General features: G+C 49.6%; 24 protein-coding genes. 8 read left to right on the top strand and 16 right to left on the bottom strand.

What is annotated here, in order from left to right:
• The 14 genes from csm3 to A8707_RS28480 all read right to left on the bottom strand — a co-directional run bounded on the left by csm3 (position 1) and on the right by A8707_RS28480 (position 10,600).
• Positions 1 to 957, bottom strand: a complete 957-nt coding sequence (gene csm3 / locus A8707_RS20635) for a type III-A CRISPR-associated RAMP protein Csm3 (protein WP_068819097.1) — start codon at positions 955 to 957, stop codon at positions 1 to 3.
• Complete coding sequence (gene csm2, locus A8707_RS20630) at positions 954 to 1,475, bottom strand: type III-A CRISPR-associated protein Csm2 (RefSeq protein ID WP_068819096.1); 522 nt, start codon at positions 1,473 to 1,475, stop codon at positions 954 to 956. Before csm2 ends, csm3 begins: the two co-directional genes overlap by 4 nt.
• Before the next feature lie 21 nt (positions 1,476 to 1,496).
• Positions 1,497 to 3,836, bottom strand: a complete 2,340-nt coding sequence (gene cas10 / locus A8707_RS20625) for a type III-A CRISPR-associated protein Cas10/Csm1 (RefSeq protein ID WP_068819095.1) — start codon at positions 3,834 to 3,836, stop codon at positions 1,497 to 1,499.
• Positions 3,837 to 4,245: 409 nt separating this feature from the next.
• Entirely contained in the window at positions 4,246 to 4,884 is a 639-nt protein-coding gene (locus A8707_RS20620) for a hypothetical protein (protein ID WP_156518787.1), read from the bottom strand.
• Positions 4,885 to 5,123: 239 nt separating this feature from the next.
• Positions 5,124 to 5,357, bottom strand: a complete 234-nt coding sequence (locus tag A8707_RS28495; RefSeq protein ID WP_156518785.1) for a hypothetical protein — start codon at positions 5,355 to 5,357, stop codon at positions 5,124 to 5,126.
• Entirely contained in the window at positions 5,323 to 6,957 is a 1,635-nt protein-coding gene (locus A8707_RS20615; RefSeq protein ID WP_068819093.1) for a hypothetical protein, read from the bottom strand. Before A8707_RS20615 ends, A8707_RS28495 begins: the two co-directional genes overlap by 35 nt.
• A 67-nt stretch (positions 6,958 to 7,024) precedes the next feature.
• Entirely contained in the window at positions 7,025 to 7,681 is a 657-nt protein-coding gene (locus A8707_RS20610; RefSeq protein WP_068819092.1) for a hypothetical protein, read from the bottom strand.
• The gene (locus A8707_RS20605) at positions 7,668 to 8,195 is read right to left on the bottom strand and encodes a hypothetical protein (RefSeq protein WP_068819091.1); all 528 of its coding nucleotides are present in this window, start codon (positions 8,193 to 8,195) and stop codon (positions 7,668 to 7,670) included. Before A8707_RS20605 ends, A8707_RS20610 begins: the two co-directional genes overlap by 14 nt.
• A 1-nt stretch (position 8,196) precedes the next feature.
• Complete coding sequence (locus A8707_RS28490) at positions 8,197 to 8,364, bottom strand: hypothetical protein (RefSeq protein ID WP_156518783.1); 168 nt, start codon at positions 8,362 to 8,364, stop codon at positions 8,197 to 8,199.
• Positions 8,361 to 8,708, bottom strand: a complete 348-nt coding sequence (locus A8707_RS20600) for a hypothetical protein (RefSeq protein WP_156518781.1) — start codon at positions 8,706 to 8,708, stop codon at positions 8,361 to 8,363. Before A8707_RS20600 ends, A8707_RS28490 begins: the two co-directional genes overlap by 4 nt.
• Positions 8,709 to 9,002: 294 nt before the next feature.
• Positions 9,003 to 9,218 (bottom strand): hypothetical protein, encoded by a 216-nt coding sequence (locus A8707_RS20595; protein ID WP_068819089.1) that lies wholly within the window; start codon positions 9,216 to 9,218, stop codon positions 9,003 to 9,005.
• Positions 9,215 to 10,081 (bottom strand): ParM/StbA family protein, encoded by an 867-nt coding sequence (locus A8707_RS20590; RefSeq protein WP_068819088.1) that lies wholly within the window; start codon positions 10,079 to 10,081, stop codon positions 9,215 to 9,217. Before A8707_RS20590 ends, A8707_RS20595 begins: the two co-directional genes overlap by 4 nt.
• 105 nt (positions 10,082 to 10,186) lie before the next feature.
• Positions 10,187 to 10,348 (bottom strand): hypothetical protein, encoded by a 162-nt coding sequence (locus tag A8707_RS28485; protein ID WP_156518780.1) that lies wholly within the window; start codon positions 10,346 to 10,348, stop codon positions 10,187 to 10,189.
• 93 nt (positions 10,349 to 10,441) lie between these two features.
• Entirely contained in the window at positions 10,442 to 10,600 is a 159-nt protein-coding gene (locus A8707_RS28480) for a hypothetical protein (protein ID WP_156518778.1), read from the bottom strand.
• A 146-nt stretch (positions 10,601 to 10,746) separates the two neighbouring features.
• Between A8707_RS28480 and A8707_RS20585 the strand changes: the two genes are divergently transcribed.
• The 4 genes from A8707_RS20585 to A8707_RS20570 are packed head-to-tail and all read left to right on the top strand — an operon-like array spanning position 10,747 to position 12,255.
• A complete protein-coding gene (locus A8707_RS20585) occupies positions 10,747 to 11,037 on the top strand; it encodes a hypothetical protein (RefSeq protein WP_068819087.1) in 291 nt (96 codons plus the stop codon).
• Entirely contained in the window at positions 11,034 to 11,309 is a 276-nt protein-coding gene (locus A8707_RS20580) for a hypothetical protein (protein WP_068819086.1), read from the top strand. The genes A8707_RS20585 and A8707_RS20580 overlap by 4 nt, the downstream gene beginning before the upstream one ends.
• Before the next feature lie 47 nt (positions 11,310 to 11,356).
• Positions 11,357 to 11,650 (top strand): fertility inhibition FinO-like protein, encoded by a 294-nt coding sequence (locus tag A8707_RS20575; protein ID WP_068819085.1) that lies wholly within the window; start codon positions 11,357 to 11,359, stop codon positions 11,648 to 11,650.
• Between the two features lie 11 nt (positions 11,651 to 11,661).
• A complete protein-coding gene (locus A8707_RS20570; protein WP_068819084.1) occupies positions 11,662 to 12,255 on the top strand; it encodes a Uma2 family endonuclease in 594 nt (197 codons plus the stop codon).
• Positions 12,256 to 13,009: 754 nt separating this feature from the next.
• On the opposite strand, the gene A8707_RS28475 is transcribed toward A8707_RS20570, so the two are convergent.
• Positions 13,010 to 13,180 carry a hypothetical protein gene (locus A8707_RS28475; RefSeq protein ID WP_156518776.1) on the bottom strand — a complete coding sequence of 57 codons (171 nt, stop codon included), beginning with the start codon at positions 13,178 to 13,180 and terminating at the stop codon, positions 13,010 to 13,012.
• A 58-nt stretch (positions 13,181 to 13,238) separates the two neighbouring features.
• Here A8707_RS28475 and A8707_RS20565 point away from each other — a divergent pair, with 58 nt between their 5' ends.
• The 4 genes from A8707_RS20565 to A8707_RS27100 all read left to right on the top strand — a co-directional run bounded on the left by A8707_RS20565 (position 13,239) and on the right by A8707_RS27100 (position 20,373).
• On the top strand, positions 13,239 to 16,337 hold the full coding sequence (locus A8707_RS20565; RefSeq protein ID WP_068819083.1) for a plasmid replication protein, CyRepA1 family: 3,099 nt from the start codon (positions 13,239 to 13,241) through the stop codon (positions 16,335 to 16,337).
• 650 nt (positions 16,338 to 16,987) lie between these two features.
• On the top strand, positions 16,988 to 17,338 hold the full coding sequence (locus A8707_RS29250; protein ID WP_068819082.1) for a hypothetical protein: 351 nt from the start codon (positions 16,988 to 16,990) through the stop codon (positions 17,336 to 17,338).
• Positions 17,339 to 17,649: 311 nt separating this feature from the next.
• The gene (locus tag A8707_RS20555; protein ID WP_068819081.1) at positions 17,650 to 19,752 is read left to right on the top strand and encodes a hypothetical protein; all 2,103 of its coding nucleotides are present in this window, start codon (positions 17,650 to 17,652) and stop codon (positions 19,750 to 19,752) included.
• A 333-nt stretch (positions 19,753 to 20,085) separates the two neighbouring features.
• Positions 20,086 to 20,373 carry a Mo-dependent nitrogenase C-terminal domain-containing protein gene (locus tag A8707_RS27100; RefSeq protein ID WP_074382546.1) on the top strand — a complete coding sequence of 96 codons (288 nt, stop codon included), beginning with the start codon at positions 20,086 to 20,088 and terminating at the stop codon, positions 20,371 to 20,373.
• Between the two features lie 52 nt (positions 20,374 to 20,425).
• Here the strand turns inward: A8707_RS27100 and A8707_RS20550 are convergent, their stop codons facing one another.
• On the bottom strand, positions 20,426 to 20,782 hold the full coding sequence (locus tag A8707_RS20550; RefSeq protein ID WP_068819080.1) for a hypothetical protein: 357 nt from the start codon (positions 20,780 to 20,782) through the stop codon (positions 20,426 to 20,428).
• Positions 20,783 to 20,895: the final 113 nt, after the last annotated feature.

Raw genomic sequence — 20,895 nt, 5'->3', positions numbered from 1 at the left:
CTAGTTGCCTCCCAGAGGCAACTGTTGCTCAATGCTGCCAAAGCCACCAAGCAGTGCTGTGGTATCGACAAACGTGGCGAGGGGTGTAGTCCAATCGACGCTCTTCTTACCGATCAGTTTGTATTGATCAAGGCTGCGGTAGAAGAACTGAATTTGTTGAAACTTAATTTTGCCGTAGCCGCGCGAGCCGTGACCACCCAAGGCATCGTCTTCTAAGATTGCCAGTGCGATCGCTAGATTTTTCAAATCCTCAACCACTTGGTTTTCGTTCTCGATGGTGTAGACTAGCTCAAATTTGAATGCTGAACCCGCAGGGACGCGCTCTACTTGCCGAGGGTTTGCGGCAGATGTAATGCGATCAATGCCATTTTCAAACTTCCACTCTGTCATGTATAACCCAGTGTCAACACGCTTCAGTTTTTCTGCCGAATGTGGATCTAGATGACAATCACGCACAATCAATCTTGCAGGGGCATTGCGTCCAATCACTTTCGTATGCTTCACCTCAGCGATTGTCTGCTCTGGCGTTTTTGTGTCTGATTCAACAGCATCTGTGACGTGGCTCGTTGGAATCCAACATTTAATCCCTGTCGAGCCAAAGAGACGACTAACTGGGCAAGTACTTGCCCCCTGAAACGCTACGAACTGATTTGCACTAATTTCAGTGTAGCCATCTACAACATCATCGCTTTCATAGCGGTAGGTGTCACGGCTGCCTTTGCGGTTGACTGGCTTATTGTGTAGACGTTCTAGAATTGATCGCAGTTTGCCTTTAATCGACGAACCTGGTAGATAGGGTTGCTGAGTCAGTGGATCGCGAATCACAGGCTTGTCTAAACCTCCAATATCCAACGTTTCACCGCCGCCGCCGATGTGTAGTCCGGTTTCGACGAGTAGGGTACTTTCAATCCGAATTTTGCCAGCGAGTGGTTTCTGGGGTCTTGTTACAACAGTCATGAGTCTCTGCCTCCGCTAGCTTTGTGATAGGCGATCGTCGATTCAAGGAACTGCACCAAGCGATGAAAATCATCAATGCTGTGGACTCTATCGATCGCTGCGCTCATGACCTTGCTCAATGCTTGCACCGAGGATTGACGTGCCGCAGCATAGGCTAACTTAGGCTTAAGGAGTACAATTTCAGTCTCAATTTTCGAGAAGTCTTCATCCTCACGCAGATCTGCCTTAATCTGATTTACTGCATCCAGAAACTTTCTCACTTGGTTTGTTTTCAGTTGGTTCTGTTGCAGATAACTACCAAATTCTTCAGCGTGCTCCACTAGCGTCCGAATGGGATAGCTGCTGAACCCTTCAGATGATTGGTTAATTTGTTGAATAATTGTCGCTGTGATGTCTCCAGGGCGATTCTGAGATTGAGCGGTTGATTGATTGGTACGAGATTGATTGGAAGCAGAGGTCACGGTGAGTTTGCTGGGTGGAGTGGGTTTTTGAGATTCTTTTGAATCGGTGGGTGGCATAGATTGTTAATGGCAGATTGACTAGCGGTTGAGTAGTTCGATCCAGGTGGCGATCGCGCGAAAATAGGGAGCGTTATAAGGACTCTTAAGAGATTTCCGAAAATCGGAGTCATCCAAAATATTGTTTGGTAGCCGCGCCAGTGTGTAGGCAACTTTGGGCAAGTGCAAATAATATCGAATATCTTGCACCTGGTCAGGGTGGTTTTCTTTTGCCTCCTTAATTTTTTCTTCTTGCATCTGGGCTGTGTTGAGCAAGTTGCGGACAAAACTGCGCGTAAAGCCTTGCCCGACTTCCCCAAAGAGCTTTTCTACAAAAGGAAATACTCCAAAGAGTTCTGGTTCGTCTACTTTGACAGGAGAGTTTAGATAATTCAAATCATCGGGCTCTAGCACCTTTGGATTCCAGTTGCCTAACCATTCATCCCATTTCAGGGCTGCATTAAAGGTGGCGAAACTATCGCGCCCGTTTCCTTTAGCGATTTTCTCTACCTCCCCAGCTTCGTCTGCCGCTTGATAAAGCGGAAATTTGGCTCCAGCAATACAAACGCCCGCAGAGAGAGTGATATCTGGATGCTGTCCGGTATATGCTCGAAAGGCTTGATAGACATCAAAAGCAAACTCTACTGTCTCATTCCACGCACCACTGACAAATAAATCATCGCCTCCGGCATAAATAAACAACAAATTTCTCCGCATTCTTTTGTCGCAGTCTTTTTTGGAATCTTGAGGCGGTTTATGGGGTAGATGCTTAAAGCCCAGAGAATTGCAGTGATCAATAAAGTTCGGCTGTCGTGCATCCGCCAGACTGTTGAGATAAACCTTAAAAAAGTAGGTCATCTGTCGAGACAGGCAAGCTAGGCGAGGCAGAGTATAGCCCTTTCCCAAGCCTTTAGAGAAAATTTGACTGAGGCGATCGACATCCATCCGCAGATAACCCACTCGTTTAATTCCATTCGCCGCTTCTGCCATTTCATTCGCAGATAAGAATCCTCCAGTTTCAGAGCTTTCTTTAAAATAATTTCCCAAAAGCATTGGCACAAACTGATTAGAAGAATAGGCGACAAGATCCCAATTATTGATCTGGAAGACTATCTCATCATGTTCGGGTTGGTAGGTAGGAGGAACGGAACGATAGTAGTGATGATGTACTTGAATCTCTGTTTTGGTTGAGCTATTGGATTGATTAGGCGATCGCACCCATGCGTTCACTTCAGGTAAGCGATTACCCAACTGAAACATCTCCCGACAGGTTTCACACGCTAAAACCGACTCTTCGCCTGGAAAATTACTAAGCCGCTGTAGTTTCTCCTCTGGCACGTCGTCGCGATGGCAAACTTTACAAGGCTGATGACTGTTTCGTGTTTTGAGGAGTGCGTCTAACTGATCAGCAAATTTTCGGGATGCCTGAGCCGTTAGCTGGTCATTCACGTTTTGCCAGATTTGAGCTAGCGGGGTCGTTGTGGAATCAGGACTCGAAACAGATTTGAGCTGTGCTGCGGGAAATGGCTCTAGCGCGATCGCCAAAAAGACTTTACGTTGAAACGTTTCAAGCAACCATTCGTTAAACTGGCTCTGAATTCGCTCGATGATGGTCTCTAACTCATCCGTTGCAGCAACTAGAAGATAAAACTTGCTGGCTCCAGCATAAATTACATTTGTGCGGGGCAGATTCAACTCTGTTAGGATTTGCTGTACGACCTCTTCAGCAGCTAGCTCCAAATAAAAGCTGCGTGCCCGCAGAGATTTAAGCGCTCCTTCTGAGGAGATAGTGTAGATGAACTTTTGCACCCCCATCAAATCGCCACCGATCAGCGCCAGCTTTTCACCGGGCGGTTGTTGTGCGAGTGCCGCAGCGATCGCGGCGGTTGATCGTGCTAAATCAATGAGTGCAATATCAGGATCTCCAGCGCTGAGATGGGAACCGAATTTTTCGACAAACAAGGTGAGTTGGGCTAGATTTTGCCAATCTAAATCTGCGATCGCGGCTCGGATCTTACCGCGTAGTAAATCTAACGATTGACCATTAGAAGGTGCATTTTGGGCATATGGAATGCGAGGATAGCGTTCGCTGCCTTCCCTTTCCGTTTCTAGCGCCCACGCGGGTCGATAGGTTGGCGCAGATCGGGGGGTCACATCGCTAGATTCTTGATTGAGGTGGATAGAGTCAAATACTAGCTGAAGCGGATTTAGAGTTTGAGCTGACCAACCGATGATTTCTTTAGCGATCTCAGCTTCACTAGGCGATTCGAGATTAGCCCAAAGATCATGAGCATCAATACCTGCCCAGTGTGCTAGTAACCAAGCAGCATCCTGCAAAATGCAACGAGCAATCTTGTGGGATGGAAGCATAACATTGGGCATCGGCAATGTCCGGGAGACGATAGGGGCATAAAAGTCTTCCGATAGTTCGTCCTGTTAATAGGGACTTACTCATCAGTTTTGAGGGACTCATCTTTTCTCAGGCAATCCTGACCAGCGTAACAATCTGATTTTGTGTGAGTTGTCACTAAGGGTCGTGGATTAAATAACTTCGGGAATTGTACAAGCCGGATTCGCCCTCCTCACGAAGTGGAGCAAAGCCCTTGCCTAACCCCGTTTGCTCCCTCTCCTTGGAGAGAGGGTTGGGGCGAGGTCAAATCCGGCTCTTAATTTAATCCACGATCCTAAACACTTCACAAGCACCTCCGTATTTTCCGGAGGCTCTTACGAAATTATACACACTTCATTAAAAGTAGGAAAAATTAAGCTGGTGAAGACTGTCTAATTTTGCCTAGCCTCCTCGGACTTCCAAGATGACGCTCCTGATTTCGGGCGTACACCAGTCAGCCGCCAAAATATTGTTCAAAAGCTCTGAGCGTTGACCCTCAACTCGTCGAATGGTCTTGACCACCGCAAAAATATTCCGAACCCAACCGTGCCTAGCTATTAAAGGACAATCTTCGTGAATCAGGATTGATAAAAGCTGTCGATCGAGACGATTCATGGCACTCAGCAAATCGATCATTTCCGACTCACTATTTCTAACCTGAACGATGTGAATCGAGAGCAGGAGCTTTCTGACCACTTGGCTCAGTGCTGCTGAATCTAAAGATTGAGCCTCAGATTGGGCGATCGCCTTTAAAGCATCCATCATGGCACGGGCAGTGCCGCCTTCAAACAAGTGCTGCGCTGATAGGCGAGAGGGAATCTCAGTGAGGAGATCTAGCACGATCGGAGGAACGCACTGATGCTGCCTCACCCATTGAGAAATTAAGTTACACCAAAGCCGTGCTACGTTTTGATTCTCTTCCTGGAATAGAAGTTGGCAGAGGGTCGTGAGGTCGTCATGTGTCAAAGAATTCTCACTGGTTGAAAGGTGAGCGATCGCACTCAGAGCATTGGCACGCACACCTGGGAAAATAGACTGCAACAGTGGAACTAGCTGGTTTGGATGTAGGTTGCCGACTTGATCTAAATCTAAGCTGGCAATGAGAGCAATCTCTCTGGAGCGGCATAGGGAGATTTCTAGGAGTCATCTATCTATCACCTCTTGTGGCAACCGACAGACACACAAAATATGGGTGCGAGTGGATTTAATCTTATGCCAGGTAATCGCCAGGACATCCTCTTGAAACTCAGACATTGATAGACACCTTTACCTAATAAAAATTAATTGATTTGTAGAGCGGCACGATTTGGCACAACTGGGCGGCACGATTTGGCACGATTCATCTGGCACGATTTGGCACGATGGCGGCACGTATTGATATTCCGTCCGTGCCGCTCTCCGTACCGTGAAATCGTGCCGTGCCGTGCCAAATCGTGCCAGAGAGAGAAACTATTAGGAGAATGGATACTCTCAAGAGAATTAGGTAGGCTGATTCCATTGGATTCTTCCTTCATCGACGGTGCGAACAAAAGGAGTCTTAGAGATAATGTTGATACTCTGCCTGATGTCTCCGATCGCGGGTGCTTTACCAAGCGTCTCTCGGATGAATCTGTGAGTTCTGATCGCCTCATCGCCATAAGACTTATCAGGGTTCTTCTGAAGGAGTTCTAGAATCGCCTGCCCTAATTCAAACAGTTCCTTCTTCTGAGCTTTGACCTCTTCAACACTGGGATGATTCAAACCAATCTCAGGCGCATCGTCTTCAGGCTCATCAGTTTGAATGAGGCTTTCAGCAGGTTTCTCTGGATAGGTTTCTGGCTGACTGTTCGTAACCACTGAGTCGGGCAAGAGTGAGATTAAAAACTCCTCACTCAACCACTTAGGAATCTGCCCCTCTTCTTTAGTGCCGTCGAGCCATTGAACCCTAAATTTCCCAGTGGGTCGCATCTCGTCTAACCCATCAGCGCCCGTCACCAATTCTCCGATCGTCTCGACTCTGACCGTTGAACTGAGAAAGACCGTCACCAACCCTCTAGAGCCTGGTAAGAATGCCTGAGTTTCCCCATGCACGATAAACACCGGAAACTCACCGTGTTTGGTGGCTTCTCTCAAACTGGAGGTGAGAACGCTTGTTAATGTCTCTTCCTCCATCACTTTGTTGAACAGCCCGAACTCGTCCCAAACCGTCGTGATAGATGAGCGATCGCCATTCTCAATTCGCTCTGACATTGCCTCCCACGCCCTGGCGATCGCGGGGTAATCTCGCTTACCTCCTTTGACTCCCACAACTTGAAACATTGAGGGATAGCGATTCTCAGGCTCATCGTGGGGAGTTGAAGCAATGACTTTATGACTTGGCAGAAAGAGCAGCCGCAACAGAGCCAACTTCTTAACCAGCGTGGTTTTGCCTGTTCTCTGGGTTCCGACCGCTCGAATGGGTTGAGACTTCACCAGTCTTAGAAGGGCGGAACACTCAACCTTGAGGCGGTCTAGCAGTTCAGTCTTGTTTGCGGGCAACTGAGCCGCCGGGGAAGCTGGCACCTTGAAAGCTTTGCATTTCGCAGCGATCGGATCGTCGGATTTAGCGTGATCCCTATAAGCCAAACACTGACCGTCGTCACCTTCAAATGCTGCCTTTTGAAAGTGAACGCACTGACCACACGCGATAGAGTCTTTGCTTACCGTCGCAGGCACCTTCACAGCACCTAATTTCGTAGCCGTTCCGATGGGTGAAGATGTGGCGATGACTGTACCTGAATTAGTAGCCTCCACTGGGTCAGGTGCCCTTGCGGGTACTGGTTCCGCAACGATGCCTAAATCCTGCTCTAATCGGCTCGTTAAAGCGTTGTCACCGCCATACAAACCGCGAACCGTTTCAGTTACTTTATAGGCGGCATAGGCAGCGCAAACCACCCCGACTAAGGGAGCGTGGGTAAAGACTGCAATGCCAAACAATGCAGAAATGCCCGCTTTCGCGGCAATGCCAAATGGCGCTTCTTCATCGGCATCACTCACAATTAGAAGCTTTCCATCGTAGTAACTAATCTTGCTATCTGGGGACAGATCCCACGCTTGCAGTTCTTGGGGAGAGACTTGTTTGATGACCTTAGACATGGCTGAAATCTCAGTTGAGTAGACCCTGAAAAAAGGCAGAAGCGTTGATACTTCTGCCTCTAGCTGATTAGGCGTTGCGTTCGGTGCGAGGGGATATCGCTTTGAAGAGACGGTGAACATTCAGCATGAACAGCACCAAAATCTCAACGATGCCGATCGAACCCAGCATCAAGAAGAAGTCTCCCCACTTGATCAAACTGGCATCCCACACGGCAAAGTCTCTAACAAAGTCATCCCAGCCGTTCCCGTAGGGCAAGTAATACCAGACGTTGACGATCACTTCTGCGACGTATGCCATCGCTGCATACAGCCCGATGTTTTTGAAGATCTCAATCAGATAGTGAGAAATCTTCTTTTGAAACTTGGCAACGTCTTCGTTGTCAGTCGGTTGAGCGGCTTGCTGAGTCCGTAACTGCCTCACTACAGCATCGTAGATTTCAGTGTCATGCAGCAAAACAGGCGTAATCTCAATCAGTTGGGTGAGTGCCCATAACAGCACTGACATCAGGTTAGGCAGAATCCAGGCAATCAAGCTGACGACTAAGCCTAGAAGTGGAACCGTCTGAAGCTGTTTGATTAATGGCAGAGTGACGATCGCGGTTCCGATCGCGGTGCCGGCTGCTTGCCAGGGCACGACTGAATAGATGATGAGCATGCCGCACACAAAGTAGATGAAATAGGACAAGTAGCGAAGGTTTGAGCGTTTGCTTTTAGCGTCTTTCATGATGTTCTTGGGGGTTAAAGGACTTGAGAAACTCAGGCAGTTGAGCGGGTGCGACTCGCTTGATGTCGGTAACGGCACCCTCAAAACCCACGATCGCGCTGTCGCCAAATTCGTTACAGATGGTCAGACCTTCTGGCTGCGGTTGAACCCCGTTGATGGGGTTGCCGTCTCTGTCAAAGCGCGGGGTCTTCGGGTTAGCGGGAAAGGTTTGAGCGTCAAACACACGCAAGTTTTTTTGAAACCGAGCGGGTTTGTTATTGGCAGTGAGCACGATCGACTGACACCCTTCACGAGCGCGATCGAGGGCAATCTTTGACTCTGAGCTAATGGACTTCGATCGCGCTCGCGCTCTAGCCTCACTGTTTTTGGCTGCGTTGGCTTTTGCCTGAGATGCGGCAAGGTCAGACTGCCATCTCTGGAGCGAGGTCTGATGGACGGTGGCACCGATCAAAAGAGCAAACACAAAGGTCATCCGCACCGCGAACCGCTTGTTAATCACGAAGGGTTGATTCATCTCAGCCTCCTGCACAAACCACTTGGTGATCGACTACGGTTGCCGTACCGCCCTTTGCCTCACAGACAGAGACTTGTGTGATTTGAATGGCGGTTGAAATTGCAACTCCGAGAGCACACCCCACTAGAAAGAAGCCAATGCGGTCAGCGTTGCAGCGTTCGTGATTCATTCCGCGCCCTCTGGCAGATGAATCCCTTCGGCAATCTGATGGCAGATTGCAATGACCAGCGGCATTGAGTGAATCGGGTTTGTCCAGTCACAATCGGGATGGGTGAGCAACCCGTGCGCGTCATAGTCTTTTGAGGTTTCGCCATGTTCTGCCATGAACTCACCAAAGCTGGACCACTCCTTCTCATAGTGACCACAGCACTGATCACCCCAGGCAGCAATATCCGTGAGAATGGAGAACTTCTCAATCAGACAGAGCGATTCTAGGGAGTCACCATAGATGGCTGCAATCTGAGCAAGCCTGCCATCGTGATAGGTCAGGAGTGAATTTTGACTCGTCATCATTGATGAATCTCCAAATGATTGTGTTGACAGTTGTTTGAGAGTGCCGAACACTCTGTGGCGCATAGCGTTCGCTCATCTGTGGTAGGAACAGAGAACACTCTCTGGCGCGTAGCGTTCGGCGTTTGGTTCGTGATAGGTCAGGAGTGAATTTTGACTCGTCATCATTGATGAATCTCCAAATGATTGTGTTGACAGTTGTTTGAGAGTGCCGAACACTCCGTGGCGCATAGCGTTCGCTCATCTGTGGTAGGAACAGAGAACACTCTCTGGCGCGTAGCGTTCGGCTTTGGATTGTTAGATCTCCTCATCTGTCCAGTCAGCTAAATCATCAAAGCCGTCTACTGTTTGGATTGATTGCGTTTCTTGGGGAGAGTCAGACCTATCGCCCGTGAAATAGCAACTCAAGAGGTGAGTGTTGATGACGGTCGGATCGGTTGTGTTTAGCTGTTTGCCTATTTCCAAAAAGGCAGCTTGTAAGTGAGTCGGAATCGTGGCCCTAAGCTGCTTCACCGTGCCTCCAGTGCGGTAACTTTACGAGTTGCCAGCGTGTAGAGTCCTCTGGCATTTGCCCAAAGAGGGTCACTCAGAACCTTGATGTTCTTTTTAGACAGCAGTGGCTCAATCCCCGGTAGTTCGGCACCTCCTCCCACGGCAATCAGCGCCGTCGCTGAATCTCTGCGATCGTCCCAAGGACGAACGGTAGGAGAGAGAACATCTTTCACCCATCGGGGCAACTCTTCACGGTAGACGGCTTCAAAGTTCCAGTCGGGGTATTGAGTGCCATAGGTGAAGGTTTGGGCTTCAATGCCCTTACGAATGAGGTGACGATCTCCTTCCTTCAAAAGCTTTTCGCGGATTGCGTCATGAGTCGCGATTTGGTCAAACAGCTTCTCAACCCCTCCGTTCTGGCTGTACTTGCGATCGGTCATCTTCATGCCATTGAAGCTGGAGACGATGAGCGTTCCATTGCCCAGGTCATAAAGAATGGCGTTCGTGGTGTCTGCCTGCTTCTGGTAGGTGATGATTGCCCCTGTTCCCTCTTCCAGACCAGCGACAACTTTGATATTGACGCGGGTTGTTTTGTTACGGATGCGTACCCCGTGAGAGCCTTCCAGCGCTCTCTTTAAGGCAGAGCCAAGCGTTTTAGAGTCGTGAACCGAAACCGCTAAGGCAACGTTCCACACGTCCCGATGGGGAAACTCTGACAGGGCAGAGAGGAAGATTTGCAGCCCCAGTTGAGGTTTACCCTGCTTATCGTCTGTGACCCGATAGATTGAGTTGAGTCCGTTGTAGTAAGCGTTCAGTCCCCCGATCCACTGTTTGCCGATCAGGTCAGAACGATCTCCGTCTTGGTATTCGACATAGCCCTTCACGGTGTCAGTTGAGCGCTCGATGAGATAGTGAACGTATAGCCATCGCCACTTTGCTTAGGACATTTTTGGTAGTGTGCTTCGCGTACTGCCAAAAATGTCCCTGTCCTAACCTATGTGGCGGTAGCTATAGCTCTCAGTGCGAGTTTCACCGTTTGTGGTCACGAGCTTTAGCTGCCCATTGCCAATGTCTACACCCATAGGCTGTAGGAGGTTGGCATAGTCTACGGTAGCCAGTGATTTTGGAGCGGTGGATGCTTCTAAATTCATGAGAATCGCCTCAAAGGTAGATTGGATAAATGTTTGAAGTGTTTGAAGTGGTTAGGCTCCCGTAGGCTGCCATAAGCTGCCGTAGGCTATTTGCTAGACGGGCTGTGAGTCGTATTCAGCAACCAACTCATCTCGATTGACTGCCAGCGCTTCTAAGGTCTTGTCTACCGTTTCAGGAAACTCACAGCCTTGCTCAATCAAATTGTTGAGGCAGTCGAGGGCGGTCTGTAATCGGTGGCTTGAGTGAGGCATGAGGCGTTTTTGAACTCGACATGATTAATTTAGCTTGATTGAACTCAAAACGAGTGTTTATTGAGTTCAGCTTAACTTTATTATCTGAACGGATGTATTAACTAAACTGTACTCAAAGTGAGTGTTCATTGAGCTATTCTGTCCAAATGATTGAGCGCAAAGCGATCGAAGGTTTGAAAATAGGAGATTATTGGATGCAAGCTTTAGCAAATGCGATCTGTCTTATGTCGGGTGAAAGTGAACGCAAACGCAAACGTAAAACTTATCTTCTTGACCCCTTGGTCATCGAGAAGATAGGGGAATTAGCCAGACAGGACGGTCGCAGCGAGAACCAGTTTGTAGAAAGATTGCTTTTTCAAGCCTGCAAGAATGCAAACCTGATCCCTGATACGGAAGAACTGCTAGGAGAAACGAGAGGAGGTAGTAGGACGCAATGACTCAAGACCCACTGCTGGCAGCAAACAGCAACTTACAGACGCTCATCCATCAGGTAGGCATTTTGTCTGAAGGTATGACTGAGATTAAGCTAATGCTGCGAGAGCAAGCCGATATTGCAAGAGAGCAAAATCAGTCGATCGCACGACTGGCAGAGTTACAAGAGACGACCGTTAGGGAACAGGTGGCGGCATTCAGAGAGCAAACAGCGATCGTTGCTGCTCAAACGGCAAACATCGCGCAACTGATTTCTCTGCTCGATAGAGGTCGCTGATTCGTTGATCAAGAAATTTATAGACAGAAAGAAGAGGGCAACCACCAATGACAGTCAGTGGAAAACTTGAACTCACCATCAAAATTAGCGAACTGCCAAACGCAGCCACTGTTGAGAATGGCTGGAAATCATTTGAGATTGACTGTGATGGTCAAATCATCTCTGTCACCCTCAAACCCAAAATGTTTAAGAAGCTAGAGGATGCTCAAGCAAACTTTCCCATGTGGGTTGCTGCCGTCGCTGGGAAGATGGGGCAGCCGACAGAAAAGGGGTTTGTGCTGGCAGAGCCAAACATACAAGTCTTTGAAAAGAAGCCTAAAGAACCTGCTGTAGCGGGGTAGGAAAGCGCGTCATGACCCAAGCCAAACCACGATTCAGAACGATTGATGAATATCTCGACTATGACGACGGCACCGACACCCGTTACGAATTGGTTAATGGGGAGTTAATCGCTTTGCCTTCTGAAGATCCAATCACCCCCACGATCGCAATGTTTCTCGCGTTCGCATTTTCAGCGATGGGCATTCCTCCACATCGCTTTGCTATCGGTCATCAGATTGAAGTGAATTCTGCTGAAGTGACAGCACGACAGCCAGATCTCATCGTTCATACAGAAGAGTCAGTCAGGGCCGTACTATCGGGTGAAAAATTCATTCGCCTTGGTATGCCCGTCCCCTTGCTCGTCGTCGAAGTCGTCTCACCGGGAAAGCCTGGAAGCAGAAACCACGATCGCGACTATGTTGAGAAGCCAAAAGAGTATGCAGCCCGGGGCATTCCTGAATTCTGGCAGGTTGATCCAGATAAAGGAAGAAAGGTGGTACTTATCCTGACTCTGAAGGATGGAGCTTATCAGTCTAGAGAGTTTCGAGGTAGCGATAGAGTTGTCTCTCCCACGTTTCCAGACTTGAAACTGACGGCTGAACAAATTTTGAGGGCTGGCAGATGAGTGAGAACTTCTCGAATCCACTCACTTCACGGGTGCCGATATCTTTAGGAGCTGAACGGACTAGGACGTGACCTGACTCCTCAAACCCATTTACAGAAGAATTTGTCATGGATCGAGTGCAGATCAGAGAAAATGTCCTGATACACTTAATCTCACTTCAGAAACGTGAGCGATCCACCATGACATGCCCAGTTTCCACCCTTGCAATCCGAGAGGTTCCCATCATGTTCTAGTCACCCTAGATGCCAAAAACCCCCACTGCTGAAACAGAGAGGGCTTTGAAGGCTCAAATATCCACTTTAATAACGGGAGGGCGGGGACGCTAACTTGACTGCTTTGAACGGGCTGATAGTTAGGTTCCTGACAGTGCCATGTGTTTATTATGCCTCATTTGTCTCCAATGGCAATAGTGTTTGCTGGGCATTTTTAAGATTCTCCGCATGGTTCTCCCTCCCGTCGCTGCCTGTTTGGAACAGAGAGCGATGGACTGTTCCGGAGAGTGTTCGTGTGCATTAATGCATTGATTCCGCCGCCTTAACCTGACGGCTCGCATCTCGATTCTCCTCTCTCCGTCCTTGCTCTCTGTCCTCCCACACCCTATTTGGACAGAGAACCATGCTGACTTATATCCATCTCCCTCAAACAGATCGGTCTGAGGGTCTTCCCAAAGCGACCTGCAATTCCTCCCATCGTCTGCTGACCGTCTCACCCACCGCTTCAAAGTTGGGGAGGTGGCGTATGAATCCCATTGCCCTCAGCCTCCAATTCGACTTAGACCATGCCGAATCGCGGCTGCCATTGCTTCAAGGTGATGCTGATCAACCCACAATTCTGAGGATTGTTCAGTGGACGCTGAAGGGGGTTCCATCATGACCTCCACAGCCTTCAAACCTAGACCCACCACTCGATCAAATTCGTGTCCCATCTGCGGGGACGTGAAAGGCAAGTGCAGAACCTTTGACGATAAGCCGTTAGTCCTTTGCATGACCGCTGACTTTGCCTCCGGCTGGAAAGCGTTCGGCTCCACCAAAGATGGACTGTGGACGCAATTTGCACCCGAGACCAACTCACCGGTTGATCGCGACGCGTGGCAGTATCGCCAGCGGGATGAGAGACCCGTCGCAGTGCCCCAAACGATGAGCCTGAAGGAGCGAGATCGCTTCTACCGGAACTGGCTGGCGAACGGTTCCCTCAATGCCCGAGACCGCGCTGACTTGCAGCGCAGAGGCATTACGGATCTGTCGATCGCTCTATCTTGTGACTTTGGCTATGCCATCCCATTTAAGGGATTAGAGGGCAAATATGTTGGGGCCCAGTGGCGCTACGCTGATCCGGGCGAGGGGGGCCGCTATCGCTGGCACAACCTATCCGGCGGCAAGCAGTTCCCCGGCACCGATGAAATGCCGCTCGCGGTTTACCCAACTGCCCAACCGACGATGATCACCTTCGTCGAGGGCACGGGCGTGAAGCCCCTGTTGACGGCCCAGCGGTTGAACGGGATCGCTGTCGGCTCGGCGGGTGGGAATCATCTGGCCTCCCCGATTCAGCTCAAAGCCGTGATCGCCGCGTATCCCGGCTTACCCCTTGTCGCCATTCCAGACGCGGGGGATGTGCTCAACCCGCACGTCATGGCACGGCACAAACGGACGGCACAGCAGTTCCCAGAGACTAAATTCCTGTGGTGGGGTCAAGTCACCAAACAAGACAATGACATTGATGAGGCCAGCGAGGCTGAACTGGCCTCAGCCCAACTGCTAACTTGGGCAGAGTTTGAAGCGCTCGCTCGTCAAGCAGCCTACAGAGCCGAAACGGAGCGGATTCAGAAAGAACTCAACAGCCTCACCCATCCTATCCGCCAGGAACTCAATCAACGCTATCTAAGCGGCATCAAGGCACCCAAACCAGGCGAAATTCTGGCCATCTCCAGCGCTTGCAACACCGGGAAGACGACCCAACTCAAGGGATTCGTCACCAATTGGCGATCGCAGTATCCAGACAGCCTCATTCTGATGATCGGCGGACGCAACGCCCTCTTAATGCAGACGGGGCAAAAAACAGGGATTTCTCATATCCAAGAACTAGATCGCTGGTATCCCAACGGCTTACGGTTTGCCCTCCAACAAGAACGCGCGATCGCGCTTTGCCTAGACTCCCTGCATAGAATCAATCTCGATTGGTTGCCAGAGCATACTTTGATCATCCTGGATGAAGGCGAAGCCACGCTCCAGCAAGCCTTAGAGGGCGGTACTTTAGGCAACAAGCAGAATCAAGCGTTAGAACACTTTAAAGCTGTTCTCAACACGGCGATGGAGCGTCGCGGCTCAATTCTGTTGATGGAGGATTCCCTCACCGATCTGTCCGTCCGCTTCCTCAAAGAGGCCACGGACGATCGCTATCCCGTTCGGCTCGTGGTGAATCATCACTCGTCCCAACCTTGGGACGTGACGATCGGGGCAGGCAGCCCAAGCGGATTTGTGGCTCGATTAAGAGCCCTGCTCGCCGCGAGTCAGAAGGTGGTGTTGACCACTGATTCCCAGATTCAAGGAGAGGCGTTAGACCGACTGTTTCGCTCGGACTACACCGTAGTGCGCGTGGATGCTCTAACTATCGAGGACCCGAAGATCGCTGCGTTTCGGCTGGACCCCAATGCCCACATTGCCGCTCATCAGCCTGATTTACTGATTCTGACGCCCACGGTGCAAAGCGGGGTTGACATCACAATTGAGCATTTTGACCTCAACCTGCACTATGCGACTCACCTAGAAGCGCGGCTACAAAATCAACTGCTGAATCGGTATCGCCTGCCCGTGCCCAGAGAGATCTACTGCGCGACGTTTGCACCCGCTGAGGGCGGGGATCGGGGATTGCGACCTGCTCAACTGCTGAAGGAGTGGAGCCTCAAGGCCCGAACCACCCTCATGCGCTCCCAAGTCGAGACCTTCCTCAAAGAAGGGTTGGACACATGGGACGAGGTGGAACCTACCAAAAAACGTCTGGATGCGATCGAGGACTGGAGAAAGGCTGAAGCCAATTCACCTGCGCTATTTTGGGCGCATCATGCTGCCACCTTCAAAGCTCGGCAGAACGGCTCAAAGGGCCAGTTGCTGAAGAGCTTGACAGCAACCCTGGAATCGAAGGGGCATCACGTCACCCTTAACGAAGGCTGGGAGAGAAACGACCCCGAACGGAAGCAGCTTGCAGACGCCAAGGCCGCTATCCGCTGCGGGAGAGCAACCGACCGAGCCACCGCAGACATCACAGGGCTAGACGTTGAGACGGCACGACGGATTCTCAACTCCAACGAGTCTCTCTATGCAGACCGCTGCAAAGCGCACAAAGTCTTGCTGTTGGATGAATTACCAGGGATCAACCTCACCCCTGAGTTTGTGCTGGAAGCGGTCATCAACCATAACGGAGCCCTGAAACGAGCCACGACCCTACTGTTCCTGACCCAGCATCCTGAGATTGCCACCTATCTGGATCGTCAATCCTTCAAAGGGCAACTCGACAAGCCGTTTGTGGCAACATGGAGACTGTCTCACAAGCGATCTGCGGTGGAGATTTTGCTAATCATAGGGATCAAGGCACTGATGACGTGTGACGAGTATCGAGAGACCGACGAGGGGATCGTCACGTTCAAAGGGGAGGCTCTCAAGAATCGAGGTGAGATTCAGCGGTACCTGGGTCTGAACGTCAACGAAAATCAGACGGGCATCGAAATCGCGGGCAAGCTGCTGAAGAAACTGGGCTATAAGCAAGTCGTTTTGAGGCGGGAAGGAGGCCGAGGTGAGCAGACCCGGATCTACAAAGCGGTGCCCCTGAATCAAGCTATCTCTGACGACATCATCAAAGCCCTAGAAACCAAGTGGGCAGAGCAAATCAGCGCAAGTAGTCAGCAGTTTAAGGAAGCAGAATCCCCTTCTAAAATAGTGACTACAAACTTTCAAATCTCGACTGATTGGTTCTCACAGGACTCGCTGGAAAGTATTCGGGCGATGTGGGAGGGCTGCAAGTCGGATGACATTCGCCAGCTGATGGAAAAGCACATCCCGATCGAAGCGTTAAAGAGGGCGATCTCCTGAGTCAGAACCAAAGATTCCCTTAAGGTTTGCTCTGATGCCAGGAGTAGACAAGCTTCGCTGAGGCCTGCAATCACTTCCTCCGACTCGCTTATGTGACATGGCTCCTAGAAAAGAGTTATCACGATGTTTATTTATATAGGTGACCAGAAGGGAAAAAAGGTCATATATAAGATCATCTGCTTATATGTAACTTTTTTGTTGAAAGAGCCTGCTGCAAAGGCATTTCAGTAAATTTTCTGACAAGCTGACGTTTCGTGGAGCTTCTCTACGAACTTTGCAAAGTTCGTAGAGAAGCAAAGTTAATCAATAATGTGGACAGCAAGTACCATTGTTCCTTGCCTGCCCTATAGGTTGCTCTGGCATGCATTATTCATGAGCAGCGGCAAAAGCAGATACGCTAGCACTGCTCGGAAGAGGCACAGAGGTCACTGGGGAAGATTCTTAATCAAGGAGCGCAAAAGCGAGCTAGTGAGGTTACACTCATGGAGAGGTACGAAGAGCCTGTGATTTTCACAGGGGAAAGAGGTACCGAATGTGTGCTCGCTCTACGCGAGAGCCAAACAGAAATTTATTTAGCTTCCGATCCCAAAGGAGCCCAATGCAGCAATTGCTACATTGGGCTCCTTTTTCATTTTTAAAGGAAACAAAGTATGAAGTCTAATCGAAGCACCCAGAAAAAAACACTCTGCACTCGGAAAGCCCAGGAAAGCGGCAAGAGATCCTCGATTTCAAAAGGCAAGAAAGCAGGAAAATCTATGCGCGGCAGACCGGAGCTATACGACGAGATTAAAAAACCGTATTCGATCGGAATCACGGCAACTGGGGTGAAAGGTTTGGATGCCCTGAGCCAGTCCTTTAACTTATCCAGGAGTGAATTTGTCGAACAGATCGGACGGGGAATCTTAAAAGTCGCATTTGCAAATACTCCAGCAGTTCCACAAGAGCAAATTTCCGATCAAGGCATTCAAACCTTAACAAAATCAGTCTTTTTACTTGGTTAATAAAGGTGATGGAGGAGGAGTTTAGGAATTATTTAAGAGCTAATTCTTATTGAAGAAAAGCGAGAATAACTATTGATTCTAGGCTCTTAAAATCTCCATCTATCCCTTTATTTATAAAGCTTTCAGTCTTCCAGTTATTAAAGCAACGACATTCCAGAACATTGTCTTGATGCATTGAAACCAAGCTGTTTTAATAATAAAACTTGTTCTCTTTTCTGATGTTTTCAAATCAGGAGTGTCAGATGAGCTAGCACTTCAACAAGACCTACAAAGCGGCTGCTTTTCCTAATTTACTGTAAGAGGTCACTATTATGACAAACCAAAACCAAGATCCCGTTAATCTTCTGGAAATTAGCGAACTTTATATCGCTGATATCCGAGCTAAAAAATCAGAGAAGACAGCTCAAAATAGCATCAATGAATTTAACTCAATGTTCCGCACGCTAATAGAGGCATTGGGCTTCAACCCCGAAAATCCCAATGGACGCTGGACCAGTCGTGATCAAGAGATGGCCAGAACCTACGTGAAAAAGATCAATTTTGCACAGTTAGCTAAATTGCCGCTGAGTGAAATGCTGAGAGCCGCGCTGAGGAAGAAAAAGCCGTCGCAAGCTAGCTTCAACACCTATGCGGCTCGAGGTGATCAATTCATTAGCTGGGTAGGAGAGCAATCCTGGTGGCCCAAAAAATCCCAACGGCATCCGAGACGTGCTGATAAATGTTGTCCTCCTCGGGAGCGCCCCTTTGGGCATCGAAGCAACACTCCTTTGCGAGACGCTCCACGTCCTGAGAAATACGGCTTGCCCCATAGCGAGATGACACCTCCTCTTCAAGCGGAATGCGAAGCTTTTCAGTACCATCTGAAGGTTAAAGAAAAACTGAAACCTCGGTCCATCGAATCTTATCTAGCGGATACCGCCCTTTTCTTGGGCTACCTTGCAAATCATCAAGACCCCCCTGTCCCTGTAGAGCAATTATCTCTACAAAGTTTGCTCCCTCTCGTGACCGCAGAAGAACTGGATGAACTCTCGCCAACCCAGCGCAAGCGGTTATGGCGCAAACTGAACCAGACTTTAACGGATTTGATTCATCATTACTTCCAATTTCTAGAGGAGCATCAAAATTCTCGGAGCCCCCGCACTAAAGTCGGACGATTGGTGGCTCTCTACGCGATCGGACGCTTTATCTACAAGGATGAGGCCGACTCTAAAGCTGAAATGCGCCTGGTTCCCATCATTGCAACGATTTTAGAAGAACTTCGCGTCGTCCGGAAAGTAGCCAAGGAGTGGACGGTTAGTCGCAAGTATGTCTCCGACTACGACAAAAAATGGCCGGAAGTGCCGGAAGGCATGACTGAACTAAGGTTTCTGAGGGAGCACTTTATCGAGCGACTAGCTCCCCAATGCCGCGTTCGGGACCCCTCAGGACGGCGACGAGCGGGATGGAGAATAACAGCTAGCATCGCCCATCTTTTAATTTGGCTAGAGCTTATCATTCTAGCCCCTCGTAGACAACAGGAATTACGAGATCGCAAAGTTTCTACCTCCTGCCCCGTCAAACGCCCTGATGATGTTCCGGCTGATGGGCTGTATCACCCGCTGCCTCCAGACTGGGCACGCGAAATCGGACCTAACCAGCTCCCAGCCGATATTTATCTTTACCGAACTTACACTGATCAAGGGAAACATTATCCTGAGGGTATTTGGGTGGCTGATGTCCAAGATTACAAAACCCGTCAAGCCCACGGTTGCTTCTCAGGCATTTTGCCCAACTACCGATTCTCGGATGGCACCAGTTTTTATGATTATGTCGAACGCTATCTGTATGGGTCTTGGTTTCCAGGAACCTTCAAGACTGCTTACGCCTACCAATGGTGTGATCCGATACGGGATGGTCAGAAGGGGGTCTGGCAGTCTCTAGGACTTTTGGAGCTTGAGCCTGAGATTCATCAAGTCACTGGACCGAGAGGAGATACTTGGACCCACACTGTAGTTTTTGTGCAGCCAGGGACTGGTAAGCCCTACGGACAAGGAGATTTTTCCAACCTTTATGGTGACGTTGCTCATAGTTATCTCGGTAAGCGCATCACGTCGCATACAATGCGCTACATCTGGGCCACTTGGGCTTTTATGGTTGGGCTCTCAGAGCATCAGCTTCGAGCTTTGGCCGCACAGATGGGCATGACGGTCGAGACGATGCGGCGTACCTACGAACAACGGGTGCCAGCGGAACAACGACGTATTGTTCAGGAGGCTGTGGATAAATGGCTCCTAGATGAGCTATCTCGCCAGGAGGACACCGATTCTGGAATGCTGTCACTGATTCCTTTGGATACCCTGAAACGCACTATCCAACAGTTGTCAACAAAGGAGCGGCAGCAGTTACTAGATTGGATAGCTTCGTTGGCTTCTTAAACGGGTATACTCAGCCACTTCGTCACTGAGGCGGCTGAGTATACCCCCTAATTATCGATAATGGTATTCCCGTAGCTTTATTAAACTAAGTGACCCCTTCACAGGAGCCACTTAGTTTAATAAAGCTACGGGAACGCCGACTAGCAAGGGATTCAAAAGTTGATAAGCAAAAATACTTAACTTTGAAAGGCTTGCCTAGTCACCTGTCCAGTTTTTATGCGTTTGCCCTGATGATCCTCCTAACTGGGTTGCATAAACTTTTCAACACAGCCATATGAATCAGTAGCAGCCGACAAAGCCAGATCGCTCCCCCCGATGCTCAGGAGATTGACCATGCTAGACCACACTTCTCACCCATTCGCAGTTCCCTGGCTCCAGCCCCTCACTCAAAAACTCGACGCGATCGAGATTCACAACGCCAAGACAGCCCATTTCCTTTGTCGCTTCATCCCCTCTCAATGCCCATTTGAACGAGATATTCACTGCTTCGGTCGGGTCTTATTCCACATTCCCCCGATGTGTAAACTGAACCCGTTCTACGAACAACTGGTGGGATTACGATTCAGAGCGCTGTGCTATCTGGCTGACGTGTGTGGTGAAGACATCGCCGCCTATTGCTAGTCCAGCCCGACCGCTAACTCGAAGACTTGAGAAATCTCGACGACTCCCTCGCTCAATCCGCTTCTTTGCTCTCCAACTGATAAACCCGCAGGGAGGGGTGCTCTGTCATCATTCGCCAATAATAGCCCTGGGGAGGAGAAGGAACCCGGTCTGCACATCGATACAAAAAGATAGGTTTCTGCTGATGAGCCACTCGCTTTAGCTGCCTCATGACCTCTGGGTCATCCTCGGCATCCAACCAAAATAAGTGCGCCTTCCCAAAATATCCAGCTTGAATGAGACTGAGCGCCAACCACTCAATTACTTTCTGAATGACTGGCGGAGCAATGCCTGAGACTTCTTGACCGTAGCTCCTGAGAATGGGACTCGTCGGCTTCTGGGGAGTAAACAGAGAGAGGAGGCGGTGCATAGGGCTGAGGAAGCAGGGGTTCTAAATAGAGTGCCCGTGATCCTCTATCAACCATCTGGAAACTGCCAACAGGCAATGTGTTCCACACTCTTGCTGCCACAAACGCAAGGTTC

The organism is Phormidesmis priestleyi BC1401 (genome assembly GCF_001650195.1).
In the GTDB taxonomy this organism is placed as follows: Bacteria; Cyanobacteriota; Cyanobacteriia; order Leptolyngbyales; family Leptolyngbyaceae; genus Phormidesmis_A; species Phormidesmis_A priestleyi_B.
This window is presented reverse-complemented; position numbering and strand designations above follow the sequence as displayed.

Coding starts and splice junctions, on each gene's coding strand:
- csm2 (WP_068819096.1), bottom strand. CDS start 1,475: ATGCCACCCACCGATTCAAAAGAATCTCAAAAACCCACTCCACCCAGC.
- A8707_RS29250 (WP_068819082.1), top strand. CDS start 16,988: ATGAAGTCTAATCGAAGCACCCAGAAAAAAACACTCTGCACTCGGAAA.
- A8707_RS20570 (WP_068819084.1), top strand. CDS start 11,662: ATGACCCAAGCCAAACCACGATTCAGAACGATTGATGAATATCTCGAC.
- A8707_RS27100 (WP_074382546.1), top strand. CDS start 20,086: ATGCTAGACCACACTTCTCACCCATTCGCAGTTCCCTGGCTCCAGCCC.
- A8707_RS28490 (WP_156518783.1), bottom strand. CDS start 8,364: ATGAATCACGAACGCTGCAACGCTGACCGCATTGGCTTCTTTCTAGTG.
- A8707_RS20585 (WP_068819087.1), top strand. CDS start 10,747: ATGATTGAGCGCAAAGCGATCGAAGGTTTGAAAATAGGAGATTATTGG.
- A8707_RS20565 (WP_068819083.1), top strand. CDS start 13,239: ATGACCGCTGACTTTGCCTCCGGCTGGAAAGCGTTCGGCTCCACCAAA.
- A8707_RS28480 (WP_156518778.1), bottom strand. CDS start 10,600: ATGCCTCACTCAAGCCACCGATTACAGACCGCCCTCGACTGCCTCAAC.
- A8707_RS20580 (WP_068819086.1), top strand. CDS start 11,034: ATGACTCAAGACCCACTGCTGGCAGCAAACAGCAACTTACAGACGCTC.
- A8707_RS28495 (WP_156518785.1), bottom strand. CDS start 5,357: ATGAAGGAAGAATCCAATGGAATCAGCCTACCTAATTCTCTTGAGAGT.
- A8707_RS28475 (WP_156518776.1), bottom strand. CDS start 13,180: ATGGGACACGAATTTGATCGAGTGGTGGGTCTAGGTTTGAAGGCTGTG.
- A8707_RS28485 (WP_156518780.1), bottom strand. CDS start 10,348: ATGAATTTAGAAGCATCCACCGCTCCAAAATCACTGGCTACCGTAGAC.
- A8707_RS20555 (WP_068819081.1), top strand. CDS start 17,650: ATGACAAACCAAAACCAAGATCCCGTTAATCTTCTGGAAATTAGCGAA.
- A8707_RS20550 (WP_068819080.1), bottom strand. CDS start 20,782: ATGCACCGCCTCCTCTCTCTGTTTACTCCCCAGAAGCCGACGAGTCCC.
- cas10 (WP_068819095.1), bottom strand. CDS start 3,836: ATGCCCAATGTTATGCTTCCATCCCACAAGATTGCTCGTTGCATTTTG.
- A8707_RS20615 (WP_068819093.1), bottom strand. CDS start 6,957: ATGTCTAAGGTCATCAAACAAGTCTCTCCCCAAGAACTGCAAGCGTGG.
- A8707_RS20610 (WP_068819092.1), bottom strand. CDS start 7,681: ATGAAAGACGCTAAAAGCAAACGCTCAAACCTTCGCTACTTGTCCTAT.
- csm3 (WP_068819097.1), bottom strand. CDS start 957: ATGACTGTTGTAACAAGACCCCAGAAACCACTCGCTGGCAAAATTCGG.
- A8707_RS20600 (WP_156518781.1), bottom strand. CDS start 8,708: ATGATGACGAGTCAAAATTCACTCCTGACCTATCACGATGGCAGGCTT.
- A8707_RS20605 (WP_068819091.1), bottom strand. CDS start 8,195: ATGAATCAACCCTTCGTGATTAACAAGCGGTTCGCGGTGCGGATGACC.
- A8707_RS20575 (WP_068819085.1), top strand. CDS start 11,357: ATGACAGTCAGTGGAAAACTTGAACTCACCATCAAAATTAGCGAACTG.